Here is an 18,101-nt window from a genome sequence, read left to right on the forward strand (position 1 = left end):
CTTTAGAAAATTTCTTTTGAGTTTAAAATCAAAGTTACAGGGCCGTCATTTAAAATATAAACTTTCATATCAGCACCGAACACTCCTGTTTTAACAGGAACCTCTTTTTCACAGACTTTGACAAATGTTTCAAACATCTCTTTTGCCTTTTCAGGTAATTCTGATGATTGGAAACTCGGTCTTCTGCCTTTTTTACAGTCTGCAGCAAGGGTGAAGTTTGGGACAAGGAGAAGTTCTCCTTTTATATCTTTTAACGAAAGATTCATTTTTCCGTTTTCATCTTCAAAGATTCTAAGGTTTACTATTTTATCCGCCATCTTTTCCAGAAATGAAGGTAAATCTCCCTTTTCAAATCCTACAAGAGCTACGATTCCCCTCTTTATTGCACCTGTAACTTCTCCATTTACACTTACCTTTCCTTCACTTACTCTCTGTATAACAACTTTCATGCTTTCTCCACTAAAGCCTTACAACGCTTTTTGCGTTTGATAAAAACTGAACCACATCGTAAGCGTTTGATGCCTCTCCAACTTCAAGAGAGTCAAGGAGGTTAAAGTAGTTAAGACATGTTCCGCAACAGATAATTTTTGCACCTTTCCCTTCAAGTTCTTTCAGTGCTTCTACGATTTCCTTATCTGCGCCTTTACACGCAAGCTTAACGGCGGTATTTATAAGGACGATACCTTTCGGCAGAGGTTCTGCATTTATAAAGGTTTTAATAAATCCTTTTATAAGGATTTCTCCCAACTCTTTATCTTCACCGACGTAAGTGGAGGCTATTAAAACGGCATAATCTCCTGTTTTCTTTTCCGAATTTTCTTCAGGAAGAGTGCATGTAAATCCTTTTGCTATGGTGATGTAGAACAATCCCTCTTTTTCCTTAACATCAATAGTGCAGCCTTTATTTTTGGCAAACCGACTTACGTTCTCTTTTGCCGCTTTATTATCAACTATTACCGTTATAATACCTTCTTCAATCTCTTCAAGAGCCTGTTTGGTTTTTAATACAGGTTCTGGGCAGGGTAGCCCTTTGCAATCAATTACTTTTTCCACTTTCTTCCTCCAGTAGTTTTTCTCCCAATTCCCTGAAGATTTTTTTAGCTGCTGCTTCTATTGCTTCCTTTTTTCGCTGTTCCACCTCAGATGGAGAACCAACTGCACTGTAAAATTCATAAGCACTTATTGTAAATGTTTTAAATGGATGTTTGTAACCGTATTTTATAAGTTTTATTGTTGCAGTTACGTTAATCTTATACTCTATTGCCTGGTCGTAAATATTATATCCTACGGAATAGCTGGAAATGTTTTTAACAGTTGGTTTTATGATAATAGTTTCGTCAGGAATAGGTTGCATGTCAACCATAAATCTTGAATCTGTGTAAAACGCTTCATCTGCCGCTTTTGAGAAAAATATATCCGCTCCCTCTTCTGGTGTTCTGTTTGTAACGGGGGCTATGTAAACGTGTTTTATCGCTTCTTTTTTTGTTGCATATTTTAAGGTGCTGCAGCCTGAAGATACTGCAACACCTGTTAAGAGAGCAATTACCAATATTCTATTTAACAACCACATTTACAAGCCTTCCCTTTACATAAATAAACTTTTTAATCTCCTTACCTTCTGTGTACTTTTTAATTTTTTCAAGGCTCAGGACAACTTCCTTAAGTTTCTCCTCATCAATATCTGCCGGGACAGTTACTTTTTCTCTTACCTTTCCGTTTATCTGGACAGGAAGTTCTATTTCTTCTTTTATAAGGGCTTCTTCGTCAACTTTCGGCCATCTGTGTGTTGAAACCAGAGTTTTATGTCCGGTTATTTTCCACATCTCTTCTGCGATGTGCGGAGTAACAGGAGAAAGCATAATTATCATCAACTCAATGGCTTCTTTTAGAGCGGCTTTATCTCCGCCCGTTTCAGGTTTAAACCTTGAAATCAGATTGAAAAGCTCCATGATTGCTGCTATGGCTGTGTTGAATTTGAATCTTTCATTAAATTCCTCTGTTACCTTTTTAAGGGTTTCGTGAGTTTTTCTTCTGAGTTCTTTTCCCGCTTTTGATAGAGTTGAAGGTGGTGTATCTTCTCTGAAGATTGAAGCGTTTTCCTCAACAAAGTTGAAAACCCGTTTTAAAAATCTGAAAGCACCTTCAATATCTTCCATTTTCCATTCAAATTCTGTTTCTGGTGGAGCGGCAAATAGAATGTAAAGTCTTGTTGCATCGGCGCCATAGCGGTTTATCATATCTTCAGGACTTACGGTGTTTAGTTTAGATTTGCTCATCTTTGATAATTCACCGTGAGTTTTTACAAGTTCTTCAAGTTTCTCCTTCCAGTTTTCTATCTGCTTTGCTATCTCTTCATTTGAGATTACAAGCAGGAAGTTATCACCGTTTCCTATTCTGTTTTCAGAGAGAAACTCTTTTACCGTTTTACCTTTGTTTTCGCTTTTGCCACCAAGGGCGTTTATGAGTTTTGAAATATCATCTTCCTCTTTTATGCCTAAAACGGAAAGTGCTGTTTTAACTTTTATCCACCTTTTACAAACCATTCCCTGAGTTAGAAGGTTTTCAAAAGGTTCTCCTGCCTTGAAGAATTTATACTGTTTATGGGTTTCATCAGCTTTAAAAAGCCCAAGGTCTCTTAAAACCTTTGTAAAGAATCTTGAGTATAGAAGATGTAGAACGGCGTGTTCTATTCCGCCTATATACTGGTCAACAACCATCCAATAGGAAGCTTCTTCAGGTTTAAACGGAAGAGTTTCACATTCAGGTGAGCAGTATCTTAAGAAATACCATGATGAATCAAAAAATGTATCCATTGTATCAGTTTCTCTTCTGGCAGAGTTTCCGCACTTTGGACATGTTGTGTTAACAAATTCTTCAACCTTTTCAAGAGGATTTCCCTCTCCTGTAAATTGAACGTTTTCAGGAAGTTTTACAGGAAGCTCGGTTTCAGGTACAGGAACTATTCCGCACTTTTCACAGTAGATTACGGGAATGGGTGTCCCCCAGTATCTCTGTCTTGAGATGTTCCAGTCTCTTAATCTATACTGGATAGCTTTCTCACCTAACCCTTTCTTTTCAAGCTCTTCTGTGATTGCAATTTTTGCATCGGTGCTTTTCATTCCTGTGAACTTTTCAGAATTAACAACTACTCCGGGTTTTTCATAGGCTTCTTCAAGTTTTTCTGCATCTATGTTTTCGTTTTCAGGAGTAATAACGATTTTTATCGGAAGGTTGTATTTTTTTGCAAACTCAAAATCTCTCTGGTCATGGGCAGGGACAGACATTACAGCTCCTGTTCCGTAATCCATAAGAACAAAGTTTGCGATATAAACAGGTATCTTTTCATTTGTTAATGGATGGATAACGTAAGAGCCTGTGAAAACTCCTTCTTTCTCAAGCTCTCCCGTTGTTCTTTTTCTTTTTTCGGTTTTTCTCATTTTTTCAACAAATACTTTTACTTTTCCTCTCTGTTCCTCTTTCGTAAGCTTTTCTACAAGCGGGTGTTCTGGGGCAAGGACAAGATAGGTTACACCAAAAAGGGTATCCGGTCTTGTGGTAAAAACCTCAATATGTTCTACATCTTCTATCTTTTCCTCAAGGGGAAATTTTACTTTTGCTCCAATACTTTTACCTATCCAGTTTTTCTGCATCTCTATAACAGGGTCTGGCCAGTGTCCTTTAAGAAGTTCAAGATCCTGTAGCAGTTCTTCTGCATAGTCGGTAATTTTGAGATACCAGCTGTCTATCTCTTTCTGTTCAACTGTTGTTCCGCATCTCCAGCATCCACCGTCGTCTTCAACCTGCTCATTTGCTAAAACAGTTTGGCATGTGGGACACCAGTTTACGGTGGTTTTTGCCCTGTATGCAATGCCTTTTTCAAGCATTTTTGTAAATATCCATTGGTTCCACCTGTAATATTCTGGAAGGCAGGTTGCCACTTCCCTGTCCCAATCGTAAGAGAATCCAAGTCTTTTTAGCTGGTTTTTCATGTATTTTATGTTGCTTAAAGTCCATTTTTTCGGGTGGATTCCCCGGTTTATTGCTGCATTTTCGGCGGGAAGGCCAAAAGCGTCCCATCCCATCGGATGGATTACGTTGTAACCAAACATCCTTTTAAAACGTGCCACTACATCACCGATGGAGTAGTTCCTCACATGGCCCATGTGAATCTTTCCAGAAGGGTAGGGAAACATTTCAAGAACGTAATATTTCTCTTTGTTTTCATCTATATCAGCTTTAAAGAGTTTCTCTTTTTCCCAGATTTCTTGCCATCTATTTTCTATTTCTTTGAACTTATACATTTGGGTCCTCCGTGTAACTGAAAGTATTTATGCAGAAAAAATAATAGCACACAGGAGAAAACTTATAATTTAAAATCGGTTATAATACAACTTGTATCTGAAATCGTTTTTCAAGGAGATAAGGGAGGAATGTCTGTTAAAATTCTTGAAGGAGATAATCTTGAAGCACTTATAGAGAGAGCCAAAGCCATATACGGTGGCGATATAGAGATTCTTTACTATCAGGTTGAGACAAAATCGGGTTTGTTGCCTTTTACAAAAAAGAAGTTTTACAGGTTGTTTTTTAAAGAGAAGGATAAAAATAGTGGAGAAACAGAAGCTCTTAAAGAGGAGCTTGACAGTTTAAAAAGCTTGATTAATGAGCTTAAGAAGGAGATAAAAACAGCTCCTGTAAATCACCAACCAGAAGAAGTATATGTGCCTCCTCTACCGGAAGCCCCGTCCCATATATCTCAATCACTTTCCTCTTCTTTATCTCCCGCAAGTGGTGCTGTTTATCAGGATTTTACAGGGGATGCTATTGAGTTGTTAAAACTTCTTGAGTCAAAAGGGGTTTTCCCCGAAGTTGCCAGAGAGATTGTGGAGCCTGCATGCGGCCTTGACCTTGAAACCAATAAACTTGATTTGAGTACGCCTACTTTTAGAGAGGCCCTGGAGAAAGGGATTTCTGTAAAGGTAAGATTTACAGGTAGGATTAAGGTTGATAATCCTCCAAAAATAATAGCGTTTGTCGGCCCCACAGGTGTTGGAAAAACGACAAATCTTTTTAAAATAGCATCTGACCTTGTTATAAACCAGCAGCTTAAGGTTGGGGTTATAAGTATTGATACTTTTAAGGTTGGTGCTATTCAGCAGGCAAGAATGTATGCAAATATTTTGAACATTCCATTTTTTACTGTGTCTGAAGGGAAAAGGCTGAGAGAGACCATCAGTAATCTTTCTGAAATGGATGTTATTTTGATAGATACAGTTGGAAGAAGTCATTATGATTACTGGCGTTTAGGAGAGATAAAGGCGATACTTTATAGCTCTGACAGGGGAATGGATGTGCATCTTGTTATCAGTTGTAATTATAGCAATGATGAAGCGATAGAAGTTGTTAACAGGTATAGAGCTATTTTTCCTGTAACCTCTTTGCTTTTAACAAAAGTAGATGAAACGAGGAAACCTGGGATTTTACTTAATCTGCCTGTTAAAACAGAGCTTTCGCTATCCTATTTAAGTGTAGGACAGAGAGTTCCTGAAGATATAAAACTTTTAACACCTAAGAAAGTGGCAGATTATATTCTGGGAGATCTATGAACATACAGGCAGAAAAGCTTATAGAGCTTGTTAAGGAAAGGCATCATCAGAGTAAAAGCAGAAAGGCCAAATTTATCTGCGTTTCCAGCGGTAAAGGTGGAGTTGGAAAAACAAATTTCTCCGTTAATTTTTCATGGCTTCTGGCTAACAGATTTGATAAGAAAGTTTTGCTTATTGATGCAGATATAGGGCTTGGTAATGTGCATGTAATTCTTGGGGTTTCTCCTGAGAAAAATTTAAAGCTTCTTATGAAAGGAGCAGATATAAGAGATTTGATTCAAACTTACGAAAATATTGATATACTTCTTGGATTTTCAGGTATTGATTCTTTTCAGGAACTTGAAAGTATAGATACCATTACAGTGATAAATAAACTTGAAAAGATAGCAGATATCTATGACTATGTTATTCTTGATGCTCCTGCCGGGATAAATGAGAATGTTTTGAAATTTGCCGTTTCTTCAGATGTTACCTATGTAATTACTACACCTGAACCTACAGCGATAACCGATGCTTATGCTTTGATAAAAACTTTATATAAGCTTTATAACTATGATTGTATAAAAATTGTTGCAAATATGTGTAGAAATAAAAATGAAGGATTTTCAATTCTTGAAAGAATGAGAGCATCGTGTGAGAATTTTTTGTCTTTTAGACCAAAAGTGGCTGGAGTTTTGCCAGAATCCTTTAATTTAAAGGTTGCTGTTAGGAAAAGAGAGCCTGTTGCCATTTCAAATCCGCAGGATCAGTATGTTTTGGCTCTTATGGAAATTGCAGCAAGAGAAACAGGAGAAATTCTGAAAGAGGAAAATAGCGGTTTTTTTGAAAAGTTGAAGAAATTTTTGGGCATTAAGAGTTAATTTATGTATGGAAAAAGCAGGAAAGAGCTTGTAGTAGAACATTTACCCCTTGTGAAAAAGGTTGCTAATAAGATTTATAGAAGAATTCCTGAAGGTATTATTGATTTTGATGATCTTGTTAATACAGGTGTTATAGGATTAATGAAGGCAATTGATAACTTTGACAATTCAAAGGCAAATTTTTCTACGTATGCCTATATAAGAATTAGGGGAGAGATTCTTGATTATTTAAGAACTCTTGATTTTATGTCAAGGGGAGCAAGAGAAAAAGTAAAAAATGGAGAAGTGGAAAATTTAAAGGCTGAAATAATGTATATGGTTAGTATTGAAGAGCTTCTTTTTCAGGGAGCTGATAAATTGACAATTGCTGATACTTTGAAGTCTGAAGAGGTTTCCCCTGAGGAGAATGTTATTCTAAAAGAGATGAAGTTTCGTCTCGCAAGGGCTCTTGATAATCTTTCTGAAAGAGAGAAGCTGATTTTACAGCTTCTTTTTGTTGAGGAGCTTGATTTAAAGTCTATTTCAAAGATTCTTAATATTTCTGTTTCAAGGATTTCTCAGATAAAAAAGCGTGCCATGGAGAAGCTATATAAGATTCTGGAAAAAGATGTATAATAGAAAATACCTGGAATACTTACAGGGGTTATGATGTTAAAGACAGTTTTGGATATAGCCGGCAGTAATATTTCTGTGGGAAGAGGGAAAGAGAAGGCTAATAAGAGAGGGGTGTTTGATTCTCTGTTTGCCAGTATTTTAGATGGCAACTTAGATATAACCAACAGCAATGTATTTGTAGGAAAGGGAAGAGAGAAATTTAATAAGAAAGGGGTTTTTGATTTCCTGTTTGTAAACATTTTAAATGATAAATTTGAGACTAAAAAGCAACTTTTTTCTGGGAAAACAGCTGTTAGTTCTGGTATAAATTTTGATAAAAAAATAAAGGAAGGAACTGGTAATAGTATTGGAATCAAAAATAATGTTAGATTTATTGATGAAAGTAAATCTAAAAAAGCAAAACTTAGAAAAGCAAAGATTTCTTATAAAGAGTTGATCGGTCCTGCTGGAAGAAGTCCTTTCTTTAAATTTAATACTCCTGTTAATCCTAAGCTTAAAATAGACGATATTCCTGAAAAGATTTCAAGAAAAAAACAACAAGACAGTGCTTCTCTAGAGAATAAGAGTTTGAATAAGGAATTTTATCTCTCAGAAGTCAATAGTGATTTAAAAGAGGATGAAGTTTTAGCAGAAAACAGTAAAATTTTTTCCTTTGTCTTATCTAAGGCTGCAAAGAGAAAAGATGGAAATTTTGTAAATTTTGAACAGAGTAAAACAGAAGATTCTTTTTTTAAGATTGAAAGAAAAGCTTTTTCTGTTTCTGGCGGAGATAAAAGTGAAATTAAATATCCTGATAACAGAGGGAAAAAGATTATAGAAGATGAAAAAAGAAATTTTAAGGGTATGAAATCAGAAATAAGAAAAAAGAAAATGGATAGCAGTTTTTTGGGAATAGCTGAAAGAAATGAGCAGGTTTCCGTTGGTGCTAAGTTTATGCCTGTGGATAAAGGTTTTTATAGTGGTAACGATACCCGTAAAAATAAACTTACTATTAATGTTTCTGCTGAAACACGAGCAAAGAAGTTAGAGGAAAATGATTATAGAAAAATTGTTCATTCCAAGAGATACGGCAATGTGGATTTTGTAGAAACATTTGGTAAAAATACCGTAAGTAATACAAAAACAAAAGTTAAAGATAGCCAGATTGTAATTTCAGGAAAAGAGGGAAGTGAACGTGAAGTTTTTGCTGAAGATAAAAATTTGATGGAGAATTTAGTCGATAAACGGGTGGTTAGTGATAAATTTGCAAGTTTTGATGATTCTAAGAAAACTTCGAAAAAAAATTTAATTGAGAAAGCTATTGATAAATTAGAGCTTGAAGGAAAAAAGAAAGATATAAAAGTTGTGGAATTGAAAACTAAAAGTTTGCAGATTGAGAGTGGTCTTGAAAAGATTTCTTCAAGAAGACCTGAAATTAGAGCTTTGCAAAACACAGGGATTGACATTCAATCTCAAGAGTTGCAGGTGTATTCTAATATGAAAAACAACTTAAATGAAAAGTTTAAAAGAGTACAGATTGTAGGGAGTGAAAAAAGCATAGAATCTAAAGAAAAAAATACAGAAAAAGGTATTTTTAGTGCAGATAGAAAAGGAAAGATTAAGAATTTTTCAGAAGAAAACTATAGAAGAAAAGTTATGAAGTTTGGTGCAGATGTGGAAAATAGGAGTTTTAGACCGGTAGAGCATAAGTTTGAATCGTTTATAACAAATAGGTTAACCGATAGACACTTTGACATAGATAGGCGTAGTTTAAGCCATGAAACACATTTTACAGATGTTTCCTTTCAAAGGCAAAATTTTCATAGTGTAGCTACTGCCGGCTCTTCAAGTAGTTACTCTGATAATGGTGGAGCAAACTACAATAACCATGGTGGTAGTTTTCAAGGTAACAGTTCAAGTAATCCTGTTTCAGAAAGGTTTGTTCTTTCAGCCCAGTTTGAAGATTTAAGAGTTAAAGCGAAGATGATAAAAAGATTTATAAATGTTACGATAGAGATACCCCATGTTACCTTTAGTTTTGCTGATTTGAAAGATGAGATAAGAGAGATACTGAGAAATTCAAATCTTTCCGGTCTTAAAGTTAAAATAAAGAATAAAGGTAAAGAGATTTATTCAGAAACTGTGTTTTCCGATGAAGTTAGAGAGTCATCTTCTTTAGAATTAAGGGTTTGAAGGTGAGGTTTTTTATATCGCTGTTGCTGTTTTTAGGTTTTCTTCTTCCTTCTTATGGGAAAACAGTAGATAATAACACTCAAATCTTAATTAATAAACCTAAAATACTCCTTGAAAGAGGAATTAAGCAATACAAAATAGGTTCTTATAACACTGCTCTTGAATATTTTTTAAAACTTCTGGCCAGGGATAAAAAGAGAGGGGAATACTATAGAAAAGCTCTCTTCATGCTTGCGAAGACTTATATGAAAATAGGAATCAAAACCGGGAATAAACAGTATTTATGGCAAGCACTTGATTTTCTACAGCTTTATTTTAACTCTGTAAAGCAGCCATCGTGGGATTACTACTACACAAAAGCTCATATATATGAAAATTTAGGATTTTACGATAAAGGGCTTGATATTTATAGGGTTGCTTTTCTTAAAGCGAAAAACGATAGGCAGCAGGTTAGAACTGTAATGGGAATTTTAAGGTGTGCCGTTTTTCTGAAAAGACCGGATATTATTGATGAGTACTATATTCTCCTTTCAACATCACCTTTAACAGAAAAGGATAAAGATGAGTTACGATTTTTAAGAGGATTGATACTTTTTAGCAAAGGTAAGTATGATGAAGCTTTTAAGTACTTTTTTGAGACATACAGAAGAAATGAAGCTTACTTAATAGAAAATCCTGAATACTATTACATTGTTGCAGAAAATATTTATAGGCAGGGAAACTATAAGCTTGCTGAACAGCTTTTTAAAAGAATAATAAGTTTTACCAGAGATAAAGCAGTTATAAGAAAAGCTATTTTAAGATTAGGGGATGCAGAATTAAGAAAAGGTGAAAGGAAACTTGCAAGTGCCACCTATTACGACCTGGTGACTTCTTATCCAGATTCTAAAGAGGCTGTGATTGCAAAATTAAAATTGATAGCGATGATGGATAAAGATAAAGTTTTAAAGTATCATCTTCAAAGCACTCAAGTAGAAGATTTTAAAAATCCGCTGAAATTTGTGATAAAAACTCTTATTCATTCAAGAGATACCTATCTTGGTGCCTTTGCTCTTGCTGATTTTGGGAGTTTTGTTTTAAAGAGTAAGAGTAGAAAGTTGTTTAAACAGCTTAAATGGGAGCTTTCTTTAATTTTTCCTGGTCAGCTTAAATATGAGCAGAAGGAGTTTATCTTTTCTCAATGGAAACCGTTAATTTTAAGATTGGATGATGAAAAAATGTGTTCTTTATACAAGGCGAACCCAGAATTTTTTAAGGAAGTTTTTGATAAGGAAACACTTATTCATATAGCATATGCTCTTGGCAGATGTAATGAAAGAGATTTGAAGCTTTCCCTTATCAGGTATATTGCGAAAAAATGGCAGAATGATAAAGACCTTCTTCTCCTTGCAGAAGCACTTATGGAAAGTAAAGATTTTGAAGAATCTATCGAAATACTTCAAAAAGTGAGAGAAAAGAATTGTATGTACTATAAGCTTTTGATAAAAAACAAACTCTTCTTGAAAGAACCTATTAAGCAGGTAAAGCCTCTTCTTTTAAAATTATCAAAAAAATGTCCATCTAACGATGTGGATGTTGTTGCCTTTAAGATTATTGTAAATCTTGAAGATGGGAAACTTAACAGAGCGGTTTCTTTGTTTGAAAGTAATAGCGCTCTTGTTAAAGCCTACTATAAAAAAGATCCGATATTAAAATTGGCGGTATATAAGCTTATTTCTCAATTGCTAATGCATAATAGATATAACACTTGTTTAAGTGTAATTGATATGATAAAAGAAACAGGGAACAACTGTTTTTTAAGTGCTGCTCAGCTTATATCTTTTTCAAGACTTGATAAAATAGAGCCTGCAAAGGCTATTTTACCGAAGGTGAAAATGTGCAAGGATACTTTAAGTGAGATTGCCCGAGTGATTTATGGGGATCAGATTCTTATGAAGAATCTGGGGAGAGAGTGATATGTGGAAAAAGCTTGACAGTATTTCAGAAATGGCTTCCTTTTACCTTGAACGCTCGAAAGTGATACAGGGTAATATAGCTAATGCTGATACACCAAACTATGTTCCAAAAGATCTTGTATTTGAAAAGCATTTAACGGAGCAAACGTTAAAACTTAAAAAGACAGATCAAAAACATATAGATCCTTTTCCTGAAGAGGAAAAGAAATTTAAAATTGAGGAGTTAAATAAATATTCAGGTTATGATAAGAATAAGGTTAATGTTGATGAAGAACTTGGGAAGCTGGCTGAATCTGCTATCATGTATAGAACGCTTGTTCAGGCACTTAAGAAAGAGCTTACCAAAATGAAAGTTAGTATTACAGGGAGGTAGCGGGGATGCTTTTTAAGGGACTTGAAATCTCTTTGACAGGGATGAGTGCTCAAAGAATCAGGATAGATGTGGCTTCAAGTAATCTTGCCAATGCAAATGCTATCAATCCTGTAACAGGAGAGCCTTATAGGAGGAAAGTACCTGTTTTTGAATCAGTGCTTGTTAAAGAAGGAAATATCCCTTTAAATGAGGTAAGGGTCAAAGAGATTGCCTATGATGAATCTCCTTTTAAGATGAAATATGATCCTAATAATCCTCTTGCTGATAAAGATGGTTATGTTACACTTCCAAATGTTGATCCTTTAAAAGAGATGGTGGATATGGTTTCTGCTATGAGAAGTTATGAGGCAAATCTTACTGCATTTAATACTCATAAAAATATGTTAACTTCAAGCCTTGAGATTTTAAGAGCGTAATTTAAGGGGAAAGAGATGAAAATTAACGGTTTAGGTTCTATAAAGGGAAGTCTTTTATCAGGCGTTTCAGAAACTTCTTCCAATAGAAGTAAAACATCTTTTACGGAGTTACTTGAGGATTTTATAAAAGATGTGAATAACGATTTGAATGCCGCTTCACAGGCGGAAGAGAAGATTATGAACGGTAATGTTGAGAATTTTGAAGAGTTGCTCTATACAATTTCAAAGTCAGAAATTTCTTTAAGGCTTCTTGTTGAAATAAGAAACAAAGCTCTTGAAAGCTATCAGGAAATAATGAGAATGCAGGTTTAATTTAGCTAAAGGATAGGGGTTATTTTAGTGGAATCAAAAAATTTAGTAGATAGATTTCAGGAGATTTTCAATAAGTATTTTTCCATTAGGAATGTTGCTATTTTGATTGGTATTCTTGCTGTTTTATCCTTTTTAACAGTTTCTCTGGTTAAAATGACATCCACTACTGACTATGCTGTTCTGTATTCCCATTTAAGTCCGGATGATGCTGGAAGTATTCTTACTGTTCTTCAGGAAGAGAAGGTGCCGTATAAAGTGGAGGGGAACGGAAGTATAATTATGGTTCCGAAAGACAAGGTTTATGATATCAGGTTAAAACTTGCTGCTAAAGGACTTCCTTCTGGAAAGATTGTAGGATTTGAGATATTTGATGAACCAAAGCTTGGAATTACCCAGTTTCAAGAGCACATAGAATATATAAGGGCTCTTGAAGGAGAGCTTCAAAGAACTATCAATAGAATTGACGCTGTCTGGAGTAGTAAGGTTAATATAGCTTTACCGAAAGATTCTGTTTTTGTCAGAGATACTGATGAGCCGAAAGCTTCTGTTATTCTAAAGCTGTGGCCTGGTAAAGATTTAACAAAAGAGCAGGTAAAAGCTATAGTTTTCCTTGTTTCTCATGCTGTTCCCGGGCTGAAGCCTGAAAATGTTACGGTTGCAGATAATAGGGGACGTGTTCTTTCAGACCTTATTCAGGAAGACGATGTTGTAGGAGATACAAATAAAGAGATACAGATAAAAAGGCAACTTGAGAGAGAGATTGAAAGGAAAGTAGAAAGTATGCTTTCAAAGGCTCTTGGCTCAAACAAAGTTATTGCCAGAGCTACCGTTGAGATAGAGACAGGTAAGCTTGAAAAGCAGTCGGAAATCTACGATCCTGATATGACTGCGGTGGTAAGTGAAAGAAAAATTCAGGAAAAAGAGCTTGGTGTTGAAAACAAAACAGCTGGAGTTCCTGGAACAGGGACAAATGTTCCTCCTGTAATTTCCAATCAGGGAAATGGTCAGATAAGAAATAGCAGAGAGAAAAAAGATGTAACTACAAATTATGATGTGTCAAAGACGGTTGAGAAAAAAGTAGCACCGATTTTTATCATAAAAAAGATAAGTGTTGGTGTTTTAATAGATGGAAGGTATAAAAAGGGAGCTAATGGGACTGAAGAGTTTATTCCCCGCTCTCCGGAAGAGCTTAAAACTTATGAAAATCTGATAAAGAGTGTTGTCGGTTTTGACCAGAAGAGAGGGGATAAGGTTACAGTTGTAAGTGTTCCTTTTGAAGCTCCTAAATCTCAGATTCAGGTTGTGAAAGCGGAAACTTTTCCAATAATTTATCTTGTTATTGGGGGAGTTGTTTTTATAATTTTCGCAGGTATTGTGATTTTCTTGATTTTAAGAAAAAGAAAAAAGCAGGCTGAGATTCAACCTTTAGGAATCTCTACTGCTGAAGCTGTGAAAGCTTATGGAGTTGCATCTGAAACAGCTGAAGAAAAAATGGAAAAAGAGCGAAAAGAGATAGAAAGTCTTGATATAAAATCTGACCCATCGTATATTAAAATTCTTGATATAGCTAAAGATCATCCAGAGCTTATTGTTCAACTTGTTAAAGAATGGTTAGGGGAAAAGGTAGATGTTAAATCTTGATGATTTTTCCACGTTGTTTATTTCAAATTTTGATGATAAAACGAGACAGAGTGAGGATGTAGAAAAGCTTTACGAGAAGAAGCTTGAGGAGTTGAAAAAATATTATGAGAGCCGTTTGAAGGAGGAAAGGGAAAAAGCGTTTAAGCATGGGTATGAGTCTGGCAGAAGGGAAGCAGAAGAGTTTTATAAAAAGGTTTTGCAAAGTGAGAAAAGAAATTATGAAGATAACTTAAAAAAAGAGATAGATCTTCTAAAAAGAGAGTTTAAGCAATTGGCTTTTTCTCTTAAGGAAGAAAATATAAAACTTGGAAGAAGGATACTTGAGGCGGTTTCAGAGTCACTTGAAGAGATATTTGAATTTTTATTTATTCAGGATTCAAATCTTTCTTATTTAAAGGAAAAATTGCAGGAAGTTATAGATGATTTTAAAATGGAATCAGAGCCTGTATCAATAGAGGTTTCAGAGAAGTTTGCAGAGATTTTAAAGGATGTAGAAGGCTTAACAGTTAAAGTTAATGAAAATATCAAAGATGGTGATTTTGTTGTAAGGTTTAAAGATTTTTCGGTTGTTCATGATTTGAGAGAAAAACTTGCTCTTTTGAGAGAAGAAATTGAAAGAGAGATTAAAAAATCTTCCCAGGTATAAGATAAAAGGAAAAGTTGTAGGGGTTAAAGGGCCTCTTATAGAAAGTGTTTTGCCTAAGGTTTGTCTTGGAGATTTTTGTAAGATAGATGGTAGAGTTGAGACGGAAGTTGTTGGTTTCAAAAATGGAAAAACTCTTCTTATGGCTTATTCTGATACTACCGGTATAAGTGTTGGAAGTGAGATAGAACCAAAACCTGGTTCTGTAAGAATAGGAGTTTCTCGGGAACTTCTTGGTACAGTTATAGATCCTTTTGGTAATCCTCTGAACAAAGAAAAGATCACCTATACCGACTTTACCTATCTTCAGGGGGAGACCGTTAATCCTCTTAGAAGAGATAGGATAAGAGAGCCTCTTGACCTTGGAATAAGAAGTATAAATGGACTTTTAACGGTAGGCAAGGGACAGCGTATCGGTATTTTTTCTGGTGCTGGGGTTGGGAAAAGTACACTTCTTGGAATGATAGCAAGATATACCGAAGCTGATGTGAATGTTATTGTGCTTGTTGGTGAAAGGGGCAGGGAAGTAAGAGAGTTTATAGAGGATAATCTTGGTGAAGATGGCCTTAGAAAATCTGTTGTAGTGGTTGCAACTTCAGATCAGCCACCTCTTGCAAAGATTCGTGCTGTTCTTGCAGGGTGTGCGATTGCTGAATATTTCTGTTCGCAGGGAAGTAATGTTTTGCTGCTTGTAGATTCTCTTACAAGGCTTGCTATGGCTCAAAGGGAGATAGGGCTTACCGTTGGAGAACCGCCTACAACGAAAGGTTATGTTCCATCTGTTTTCTCTCTTCTTGCAAAGGTGATAGAGAGAGCCGGAAACTTTGCAGGTCAGGGCAGTATAACAGGAATTTATACTGTTCTTGTGGAAGGGGATGAAATAGCCCTTGACCCTGTTGCAGATGCAGCTGTTGGTTATCTTGATGGCCATATAGTCCTTTCAAGAGCTTTTGCAAATAGAAGAATATTCCCTGCTATAGATGTTTTAAAAAGTATAAGCAGATTAACACCTCAACTTGTTGATGAACAGGTTTTAAGGTGGCAATCTCTTTTTATAGATCTTGAATCAACGTACAGAGAAAGTCTTGATATGGTAAATCTTGGTCTTTACAAGAAAGGAACAAATCCAAAAATTGACCTTGCTATAGCTGTTCATGATAAAATGGAAGAGTTTTTAAAACAGGGGGTGAACTGTAAGGTTTCTCTTGATGAAAGTTTTTCCTCTTTGAAAAGTTTGATAGAATATATAGCAAGTGAGGGAGGAAAGTATGGATATACCTGGAGTAACCTATAATCCTGATAGTCAGGTTAAAGTTGTAGATGCAAATTATGACAATGCAAAAATGTCTCAGGAAGATTTTTTGAAGGTTCTTCTTGCAGATCTCCAGTGGCAGGATCCCCTTGAGGCAAAGGATATCTCTGAGTTTATTGATAATACGGTAAAACTTAAGGAGCTTGAATCTTATAATACTTTTCAGCAGAGTGTTGAACAACTTCTTGCTGCAAATCAGGCGAACGCTCTTTTAACAGCTTCTTCTTTGATAGGTAAGCTGGTTAAATATGAGGGAAATCAGACATACGTTCAAAACGGCGTTGGATATGCTGATATAAAACTTGCTTCATCTGCTGATACTGTTAAGATAACTATTCTTGACAGTACAGGCAGTGTGGTTGAAACAAAGACCCTCTACAATCTTCAGGGAGGGGTTGATTATCCTATCTCTATTGAAAATCCTGACCTTCCTGATGGTTATTACACTGTTAGTATTGAAGCAACTTTAAATGGAAATCCTGTTGATGCTACTGTTATAAGTCAGGCACTTATAATAGGTGTAGAGAAGGATACACAAGGGAATATTGTTCTTAACACTTCAAGCTTTACAATAGAAAACTCTAACCTTATTGGTATAGGAGGATAAGATGCTACAGTCATTTTATACGGCATTTACAGGGCTTAATGCAGAAAAGAACTGGTTGTCTGTGATTTCAGATAATATTGCCAATGTTAATACTATCGGTTTTAAAGCTGAAAGAGCAGTTTTTGAAGACCTTCTTGCAAGCAGTGTTACAACTTATAATAACAATTCGCCTAAAAATAAAGAGATTGGTGGTGGTGTTTTTGTAAGTTCTACTGTGAAAGACTTTTCTCAAGGTACATTTATGAACACAAATAATCCCCTTGATATGGCTCTTGATGGAGAAGGGTTCTTTATGGTTAAAAGTAATGATGGGCTAACTTACTATACAAGAAATGGTCAATTTAGACTTGATGCCAATGGTGATATTATCAATATGCTTGGTATGAAAATCCAAGGATGGATGCTTGATGATAAGGGGAATATGGCAGGTGCTATAAGCAATATTAATGTTGCAATGAGTATGGATCCAAAGATTACCAAAGAGGTAGCTTTTAAAGAACCTTCAAACCTTGATTCGCGTGTTGATGTTATTACTTCCGCTTTTGATCCAGCTGATTCAACAACCTTTAACTATGTTAATTCTCAAACTGTTTATGATTCTTTAGGTAATCCGCATACTCTTTCCTACTTTTTCCAGAAGATAGATACAGGTACGTGGAAAGTTTATACGATGATGGATGGTTCCTTAATTCCCGTTATGGATGGTGCTACCGGTCAGTATTACAAAGACATAATTTTGAAATTTGATGATACTGGTATGCCAACTTCAGCAACTCTTGATACTCAAGTAACATTAACGCAGAATGAGTCTCTTACAGCGGCTACACCCGGGATATTTACTCTTACAAATTTACCTGTAATAGGAAGTATTCACATAAAATCTGTAGATGGTGTAACTATGAATATTCATGATTTAGGTGATGGTGATGGTGATGGCAAAGGGGATCTTGTTGATGATAATGGTAATGTAGTTGGAACTGTGGATTATACTACCGGAACTATTACGTTGACAGGAGATTTGTCTAACTCTACCAATTTAACTGTAGATTACCTGAATTCTGAAGTTGCAGGAACGGTAGCTGGTGATTTTAAAGATATTTTGGTGTCAGGATATGACCCAAATACAGGTGCAACTTCTCCATTTCAGTTTACTGTTAACTATAACGGTATGAGACAGCTTGCGTCCGATTTTATATTCTATGCTGAGCAGGATGGTAACAGTAAGGGTGACTTAATGTCGGTATCTGTCAGTGAAGATGGTGTTGTTAAAGCTTCCTATTCTAACGGAAAGGTTAGAGATGTTGCTCGCCTTGCAATTGCCACTTTCAAAGATAAAGAGATACTTGTAAGGAAAGGAAGCTGGCTTTACCTTCCAAATCAACAGACATTTACACCTGTAATAATGCCAGGTGGTGTTATTTCAAAAGTTAGAAGCGGTATGCTTGAGATGTCAAATGTTGATATAGCTTCTGAGTTTATAAATCTTATTACTGCTCAAAGAGCCTATCAGGCTAATGCAAGGGTTATTACAACTGACGACCAGATACTTCAGGAAACAATGAACATTAAGAGATAATTGACTTTTAGAATTT

17 protein-coding genes are annotated in these 18,101 nt (G+C 35.5%); 13 read left to right on the forward strand and 4 right to left on the reverse strand.

From position 1 onward, the window contains the following. Positions 1-2: 2 nt before the first annotated feature. The 4 genes from dtd to leuS are packed head-to-tail and all read right to left on the reverse strand — an operon-like array spanning position 3 to position 4,301. The gene (gene dtd, locus CHB58_RS04960; protein WP_089323004.1) at positions 3-449 is read right to left on the reverse strand and encodes a D-aminoacyl-tRNA deacylase; all 447 of its coding nucleotides are present in this window, start codon (positions 447-449) and stop codon (positions 3-5) included. Positions 450-459: 10 nt separating this feature from the next. Beyond that, on the reverse strand, positions 460-1,053 hold the full coding sequence (gene yedF, locus CHB58_RS04965) for a sulfurtransferase-like selenium metabolism protein YedF (protein ID WP_089323005.1): 594 nt from the start codon (positions 1,051-1,053) through the stop codon (positions 460-462). Next, positions 1,037-1,570, reverse strand: a complete 534-nt coding sequence (lptE, locus tag CHB58_RS04970; protein WP_180706439.1) for an LPS assembly lipoprotein LptE — start codon at positions 1,568-1,570, stop codon at positions 1,037-1,039. Before lptE ends, yedF begins: the two co-directional genes overlap by 17 nt. Beyond that, positions 1,554-4,301: a leucine--tRNA ligase gene (gene leuS / locus CHB58_RS04975; RefSeq protein ID WP_089323006.1), complete on the reverse strand. Its 2,748-nt coding sequence runs from the start codon at positions 4,299-4,301 to the stop codon at positions 1,554-1,556. Before leuS ends, lptE begins: the two co-directional genes overlap by 17 nt. Positions 4,302-4,430: 129 nt before the next feature. On the opposite strand from leuS, the gene CHB58_RS04980 reads away from it, so the two are divergent. The 13 genes from CHB58_RS04980 to CHB58_RS05040 are packed head-to-tail and all read left to right on the forward strand — an operon-like array spanning position 4,431 to position 18,085. Continuing rightward, positions 4,431-5,603: a flagellar biosynthesis protein FlhF gene (locus tag CHB58_RS04980; RefSeq protein ID WP_089323007.1), complete on the forward strand. Its 1,173-nt coding sequence runs from the start codon at positions 4,431-4,433 to the stop codon at positions 5,601-5,603. Further along, a complete protein-coding gene (locus tag CHB58_RS04985; RefSeq protein ID WP_089323008.1) occupies positions 5,600-6,463 on the forward strand; it encodes a MinD/ParA family protein in 864 nt (287 codons plus the stop codon). The genes CHB58_RS04980 and CHB58_RS04985 overlap by 4 nt, the downstream gene beginning before the upstream one ends. A 3-nt stretch (positions 6,464-6,466) precedes the next feature. Continuing rightward, complete coding sequence (locus tag CHB58_RS04990) at positions 6,467-7,078, forward strand: sigma-70 family RNA polymerase sigma factor (RefSeq protein ID WP_089323009.1); 612 nt, start codon at positions 6,467-6,469, stop codon at positions 7,076-7,078. Positions 7,079-7,111: 33 nt separating this feature from the next. Continuing rightward, on the forward strand, positions 7,112-9,250 hold the full coding sequence (locus CHB58_RS04995) for a hypothetical protein (RefSeq protein ID WP_089323010.1): 2,139 nt from the start codon (positions 7,112-7,114) through the stop codon (positions 9,248-9,250). 2 nt (positions 9,251-9,252) lie between these two features. After that, positions 9,253-11,205, forward strand: a complete 1,953-nt coding sequence (locus tag CHB58_RS05000; RefSeq protein ID WP_089323011.1) for a tetratricopeptide repeat protein — start codon at positions 9,253-9,255, stop codon at positions 11,203-11,205. A 1-nt stretch (position 11,206) separates the two neighbouring features. Then, on the forward strand, positions 11,207-11,578 hold the full coding sequence (flgB, locus tag CHB58_RS05005; protein ID WP_089323012.1) for a flagellar basal body rod protein FlgB: 372 nt from the start codon (positions 11,207-11,209) through the stop codon (positions 11,576-11,578). 5 nt (positions 11,579-11,583) lie between these two features. Beyond that, positions 11,584-11,994, forward strand: coding sequence for a flagellar basal body rod protein FlgC (gene flgC, locus CHB58_RS05010; RefSeq protein ID WP_089323013.1), 411 nt, complete (start codon positions 11,584-11,586; stop codon positions 11,992-11,994). 15 nt (positions 11,995-12,009) lie between these two features. Beyond that, complete coding sequence (gene fliE / locus CHB58_RS05015) at positions 12,010-12,306, forward strand: flagellar hook-basal body complex protein FliE (RefSeq protein WP_089323014.1); 297 nt, start codon at positions 12,010-12,012, stop codon at positions 12,304-12,306. Positions 12,307-12,333: 27 nt separating this feature from the next. Continuing rightward, on the forward strand, positions 12,334-13,947 hold the full coding sequence (gene fliF / locus CHB58_RS05020; protein WP_089323015.1) for a flagellar basal-body MS-ring/collar protein FliF: 1,614 nt from the start codon (positions 12,334-12,336) through the stop codon (positions 13,945-13,947). Beyond that, positions 13,934-14,593, forward strand: a complete 660-nt coding sequence (locus CHB58_RS05025) for a FliH/SctL family protein (RefSeq protein WP_089323016.1) — start codon at positions 13,934-13,936, stop codon at positions 14,591-14,593. Before fliF ends, CHB58_RS05025 begins: the two co-directional genes overlap by 14 nt. Next, the gene (locus CHB58_RS05030; RefSeq protein ID WP_089323017.1) at positions 14,559-15,884 is read left to right on the forward strand and encodes a FliI/YscN family ATPase; all 1,326 of its coding nucleotides are present in this window, start codon (positions 14,559-14,561) and stop codon (positions 15,882-15,884) included. Before CHB58_RS05025 ends, CHB58_RS05030 begins: the two co-directional genes overlap by 35 nt. Next, complete coding sequence (locus tag CHB58_RS05035; protein WP_089323018.1) at positions 15,859-16,509, forward strand: flagellar hook assembly protein FlgD; 651 nt, start codon at positions 15,859-15,861, stop codon at positions 16,507-16,509. Before CHB58_RS05030 ends, CHB58_RS05035 begins: the two co-directional genes overlap by 26 nt. A gap of 1 nt (position 16,510) precedes the next feature. Continuing rightward, entirely contained in the window at positions 16,511-18,085 is a 1,575-nt protein-coding gene (locus CHB58_RS05040; RefSeq protein ID WP_089323019.1) for a flagellar hook protein FlgE, read from the forward strand. Positions 18,086-18,101: the final 16 nt, after the last annotated feature.

The organism is Desulfurobacterium atlanticum, from assembly GCF_900188395.1.
In the GTDB taxonomy this organism is placed as follows: Bacteria; Aquificota; Aquificia; order Desulfurobacteriales; family Desulfurobacteriaceae; genus Desulfurobacterium_A; species Desulfurobacterium_A atlanticum.

What these genes read in the sequence shown, in the direction of transcription:
- dtd (WP_089323004.1), bottom strand. Translation starts at nt 449, where the DNA reads ATGAAAGTTGTTATACAGAGAGTAAGTGAAGGAAAGGTAAGTGTAAAT.
- lptE (WP_180706439.1), bottom strand. Translation starts at nt 1,570, where the DNA reads ATGTGGTTGTTAAATAGAATATTGGTAATTGCTCTCTTAACAGGTGTT.
- leuS (WP_089323006.1), bottom strand. Translation starts at nt 4,301, where the DNA reads ATGTATAAGTTCAAAGAAATAGAAAATAGATGGCAAGAAATCTGGGAA.
- CHB58_RS04980 (WP_089323007.1), top strand. Translation starts at nt 4,431, where the DNA reads ATGTCTGTTAAAATTCTTGAAGGAGATAATCTTGAAGCACTTATAGAG.
- CHB58_RS04985 (WP_089323008.1), top strand. Translation starts at nt 5,600, where the DNA reads ATGAACATACAGGCAGAAAAGCTTATAGAGCTTGTTAAGGAAAGGCAT.
- CHB58_RS04990 (WP_089323009.1), top strand. Translation starts at nt 6,467, where the DNA reads ATGTATGGAAAAAGCAGGAAAGAGCTTGTAGTAGAACATTTACCCCTT.
- CHB58_RS04995 (WP_089323010.1), top strand. Translation starts at nt 7,112, where the DNA reads ATGTTAAAGACAGTTTTGGATATAGCCGGCAGTAATATTTCTGTGGGA.
- flgB (WP_089323012.1), top strand. Translation starts at nt 11,207, where the DNA reads ATGTGGAAAAAGCTTGACAGTATTTCAGAAATGGCTTCCTTTTACCTT.
- flgC (WP_089323013.1), top strand. Translation starts at nt 11,584, where the DNA reads ATGCTTTTTAAGGGACTTGAAATCTCTTTGACAGGGATGAGTGCTCAA.
- fliE (WP_089323014.1), top strand. Translation starts at nt 12,010, where the DNA reads ATGAAAATTAACGGTTTAGGTTCTATAAAGGGAAGTCTTTTATCAGGC.
- CHB58_RS05025 (WP_089323016.1), top strand. Translation starts at nt 13,934, where the DNA reads ATGTTAAATCTTGATGATTTTTCCACGTTGTTTATTTCAAATTTTGAT.
- CHB58_RS05035 (WP_089323018.1), top strand. Translation starts at nt 15,859, where the DNA reads ATGGATATACCTGGAGTAACCTATAATCCTGATAGTCAGGTTAAAGTT.
- CHB58_RS05040 (WP_089323019.1), top strand. Translation starts at nt 16,511, where the DNA reads ATGCTACAGTCATTTTATACGGCATTTACAGGGCTTAATGCAGAAAAG.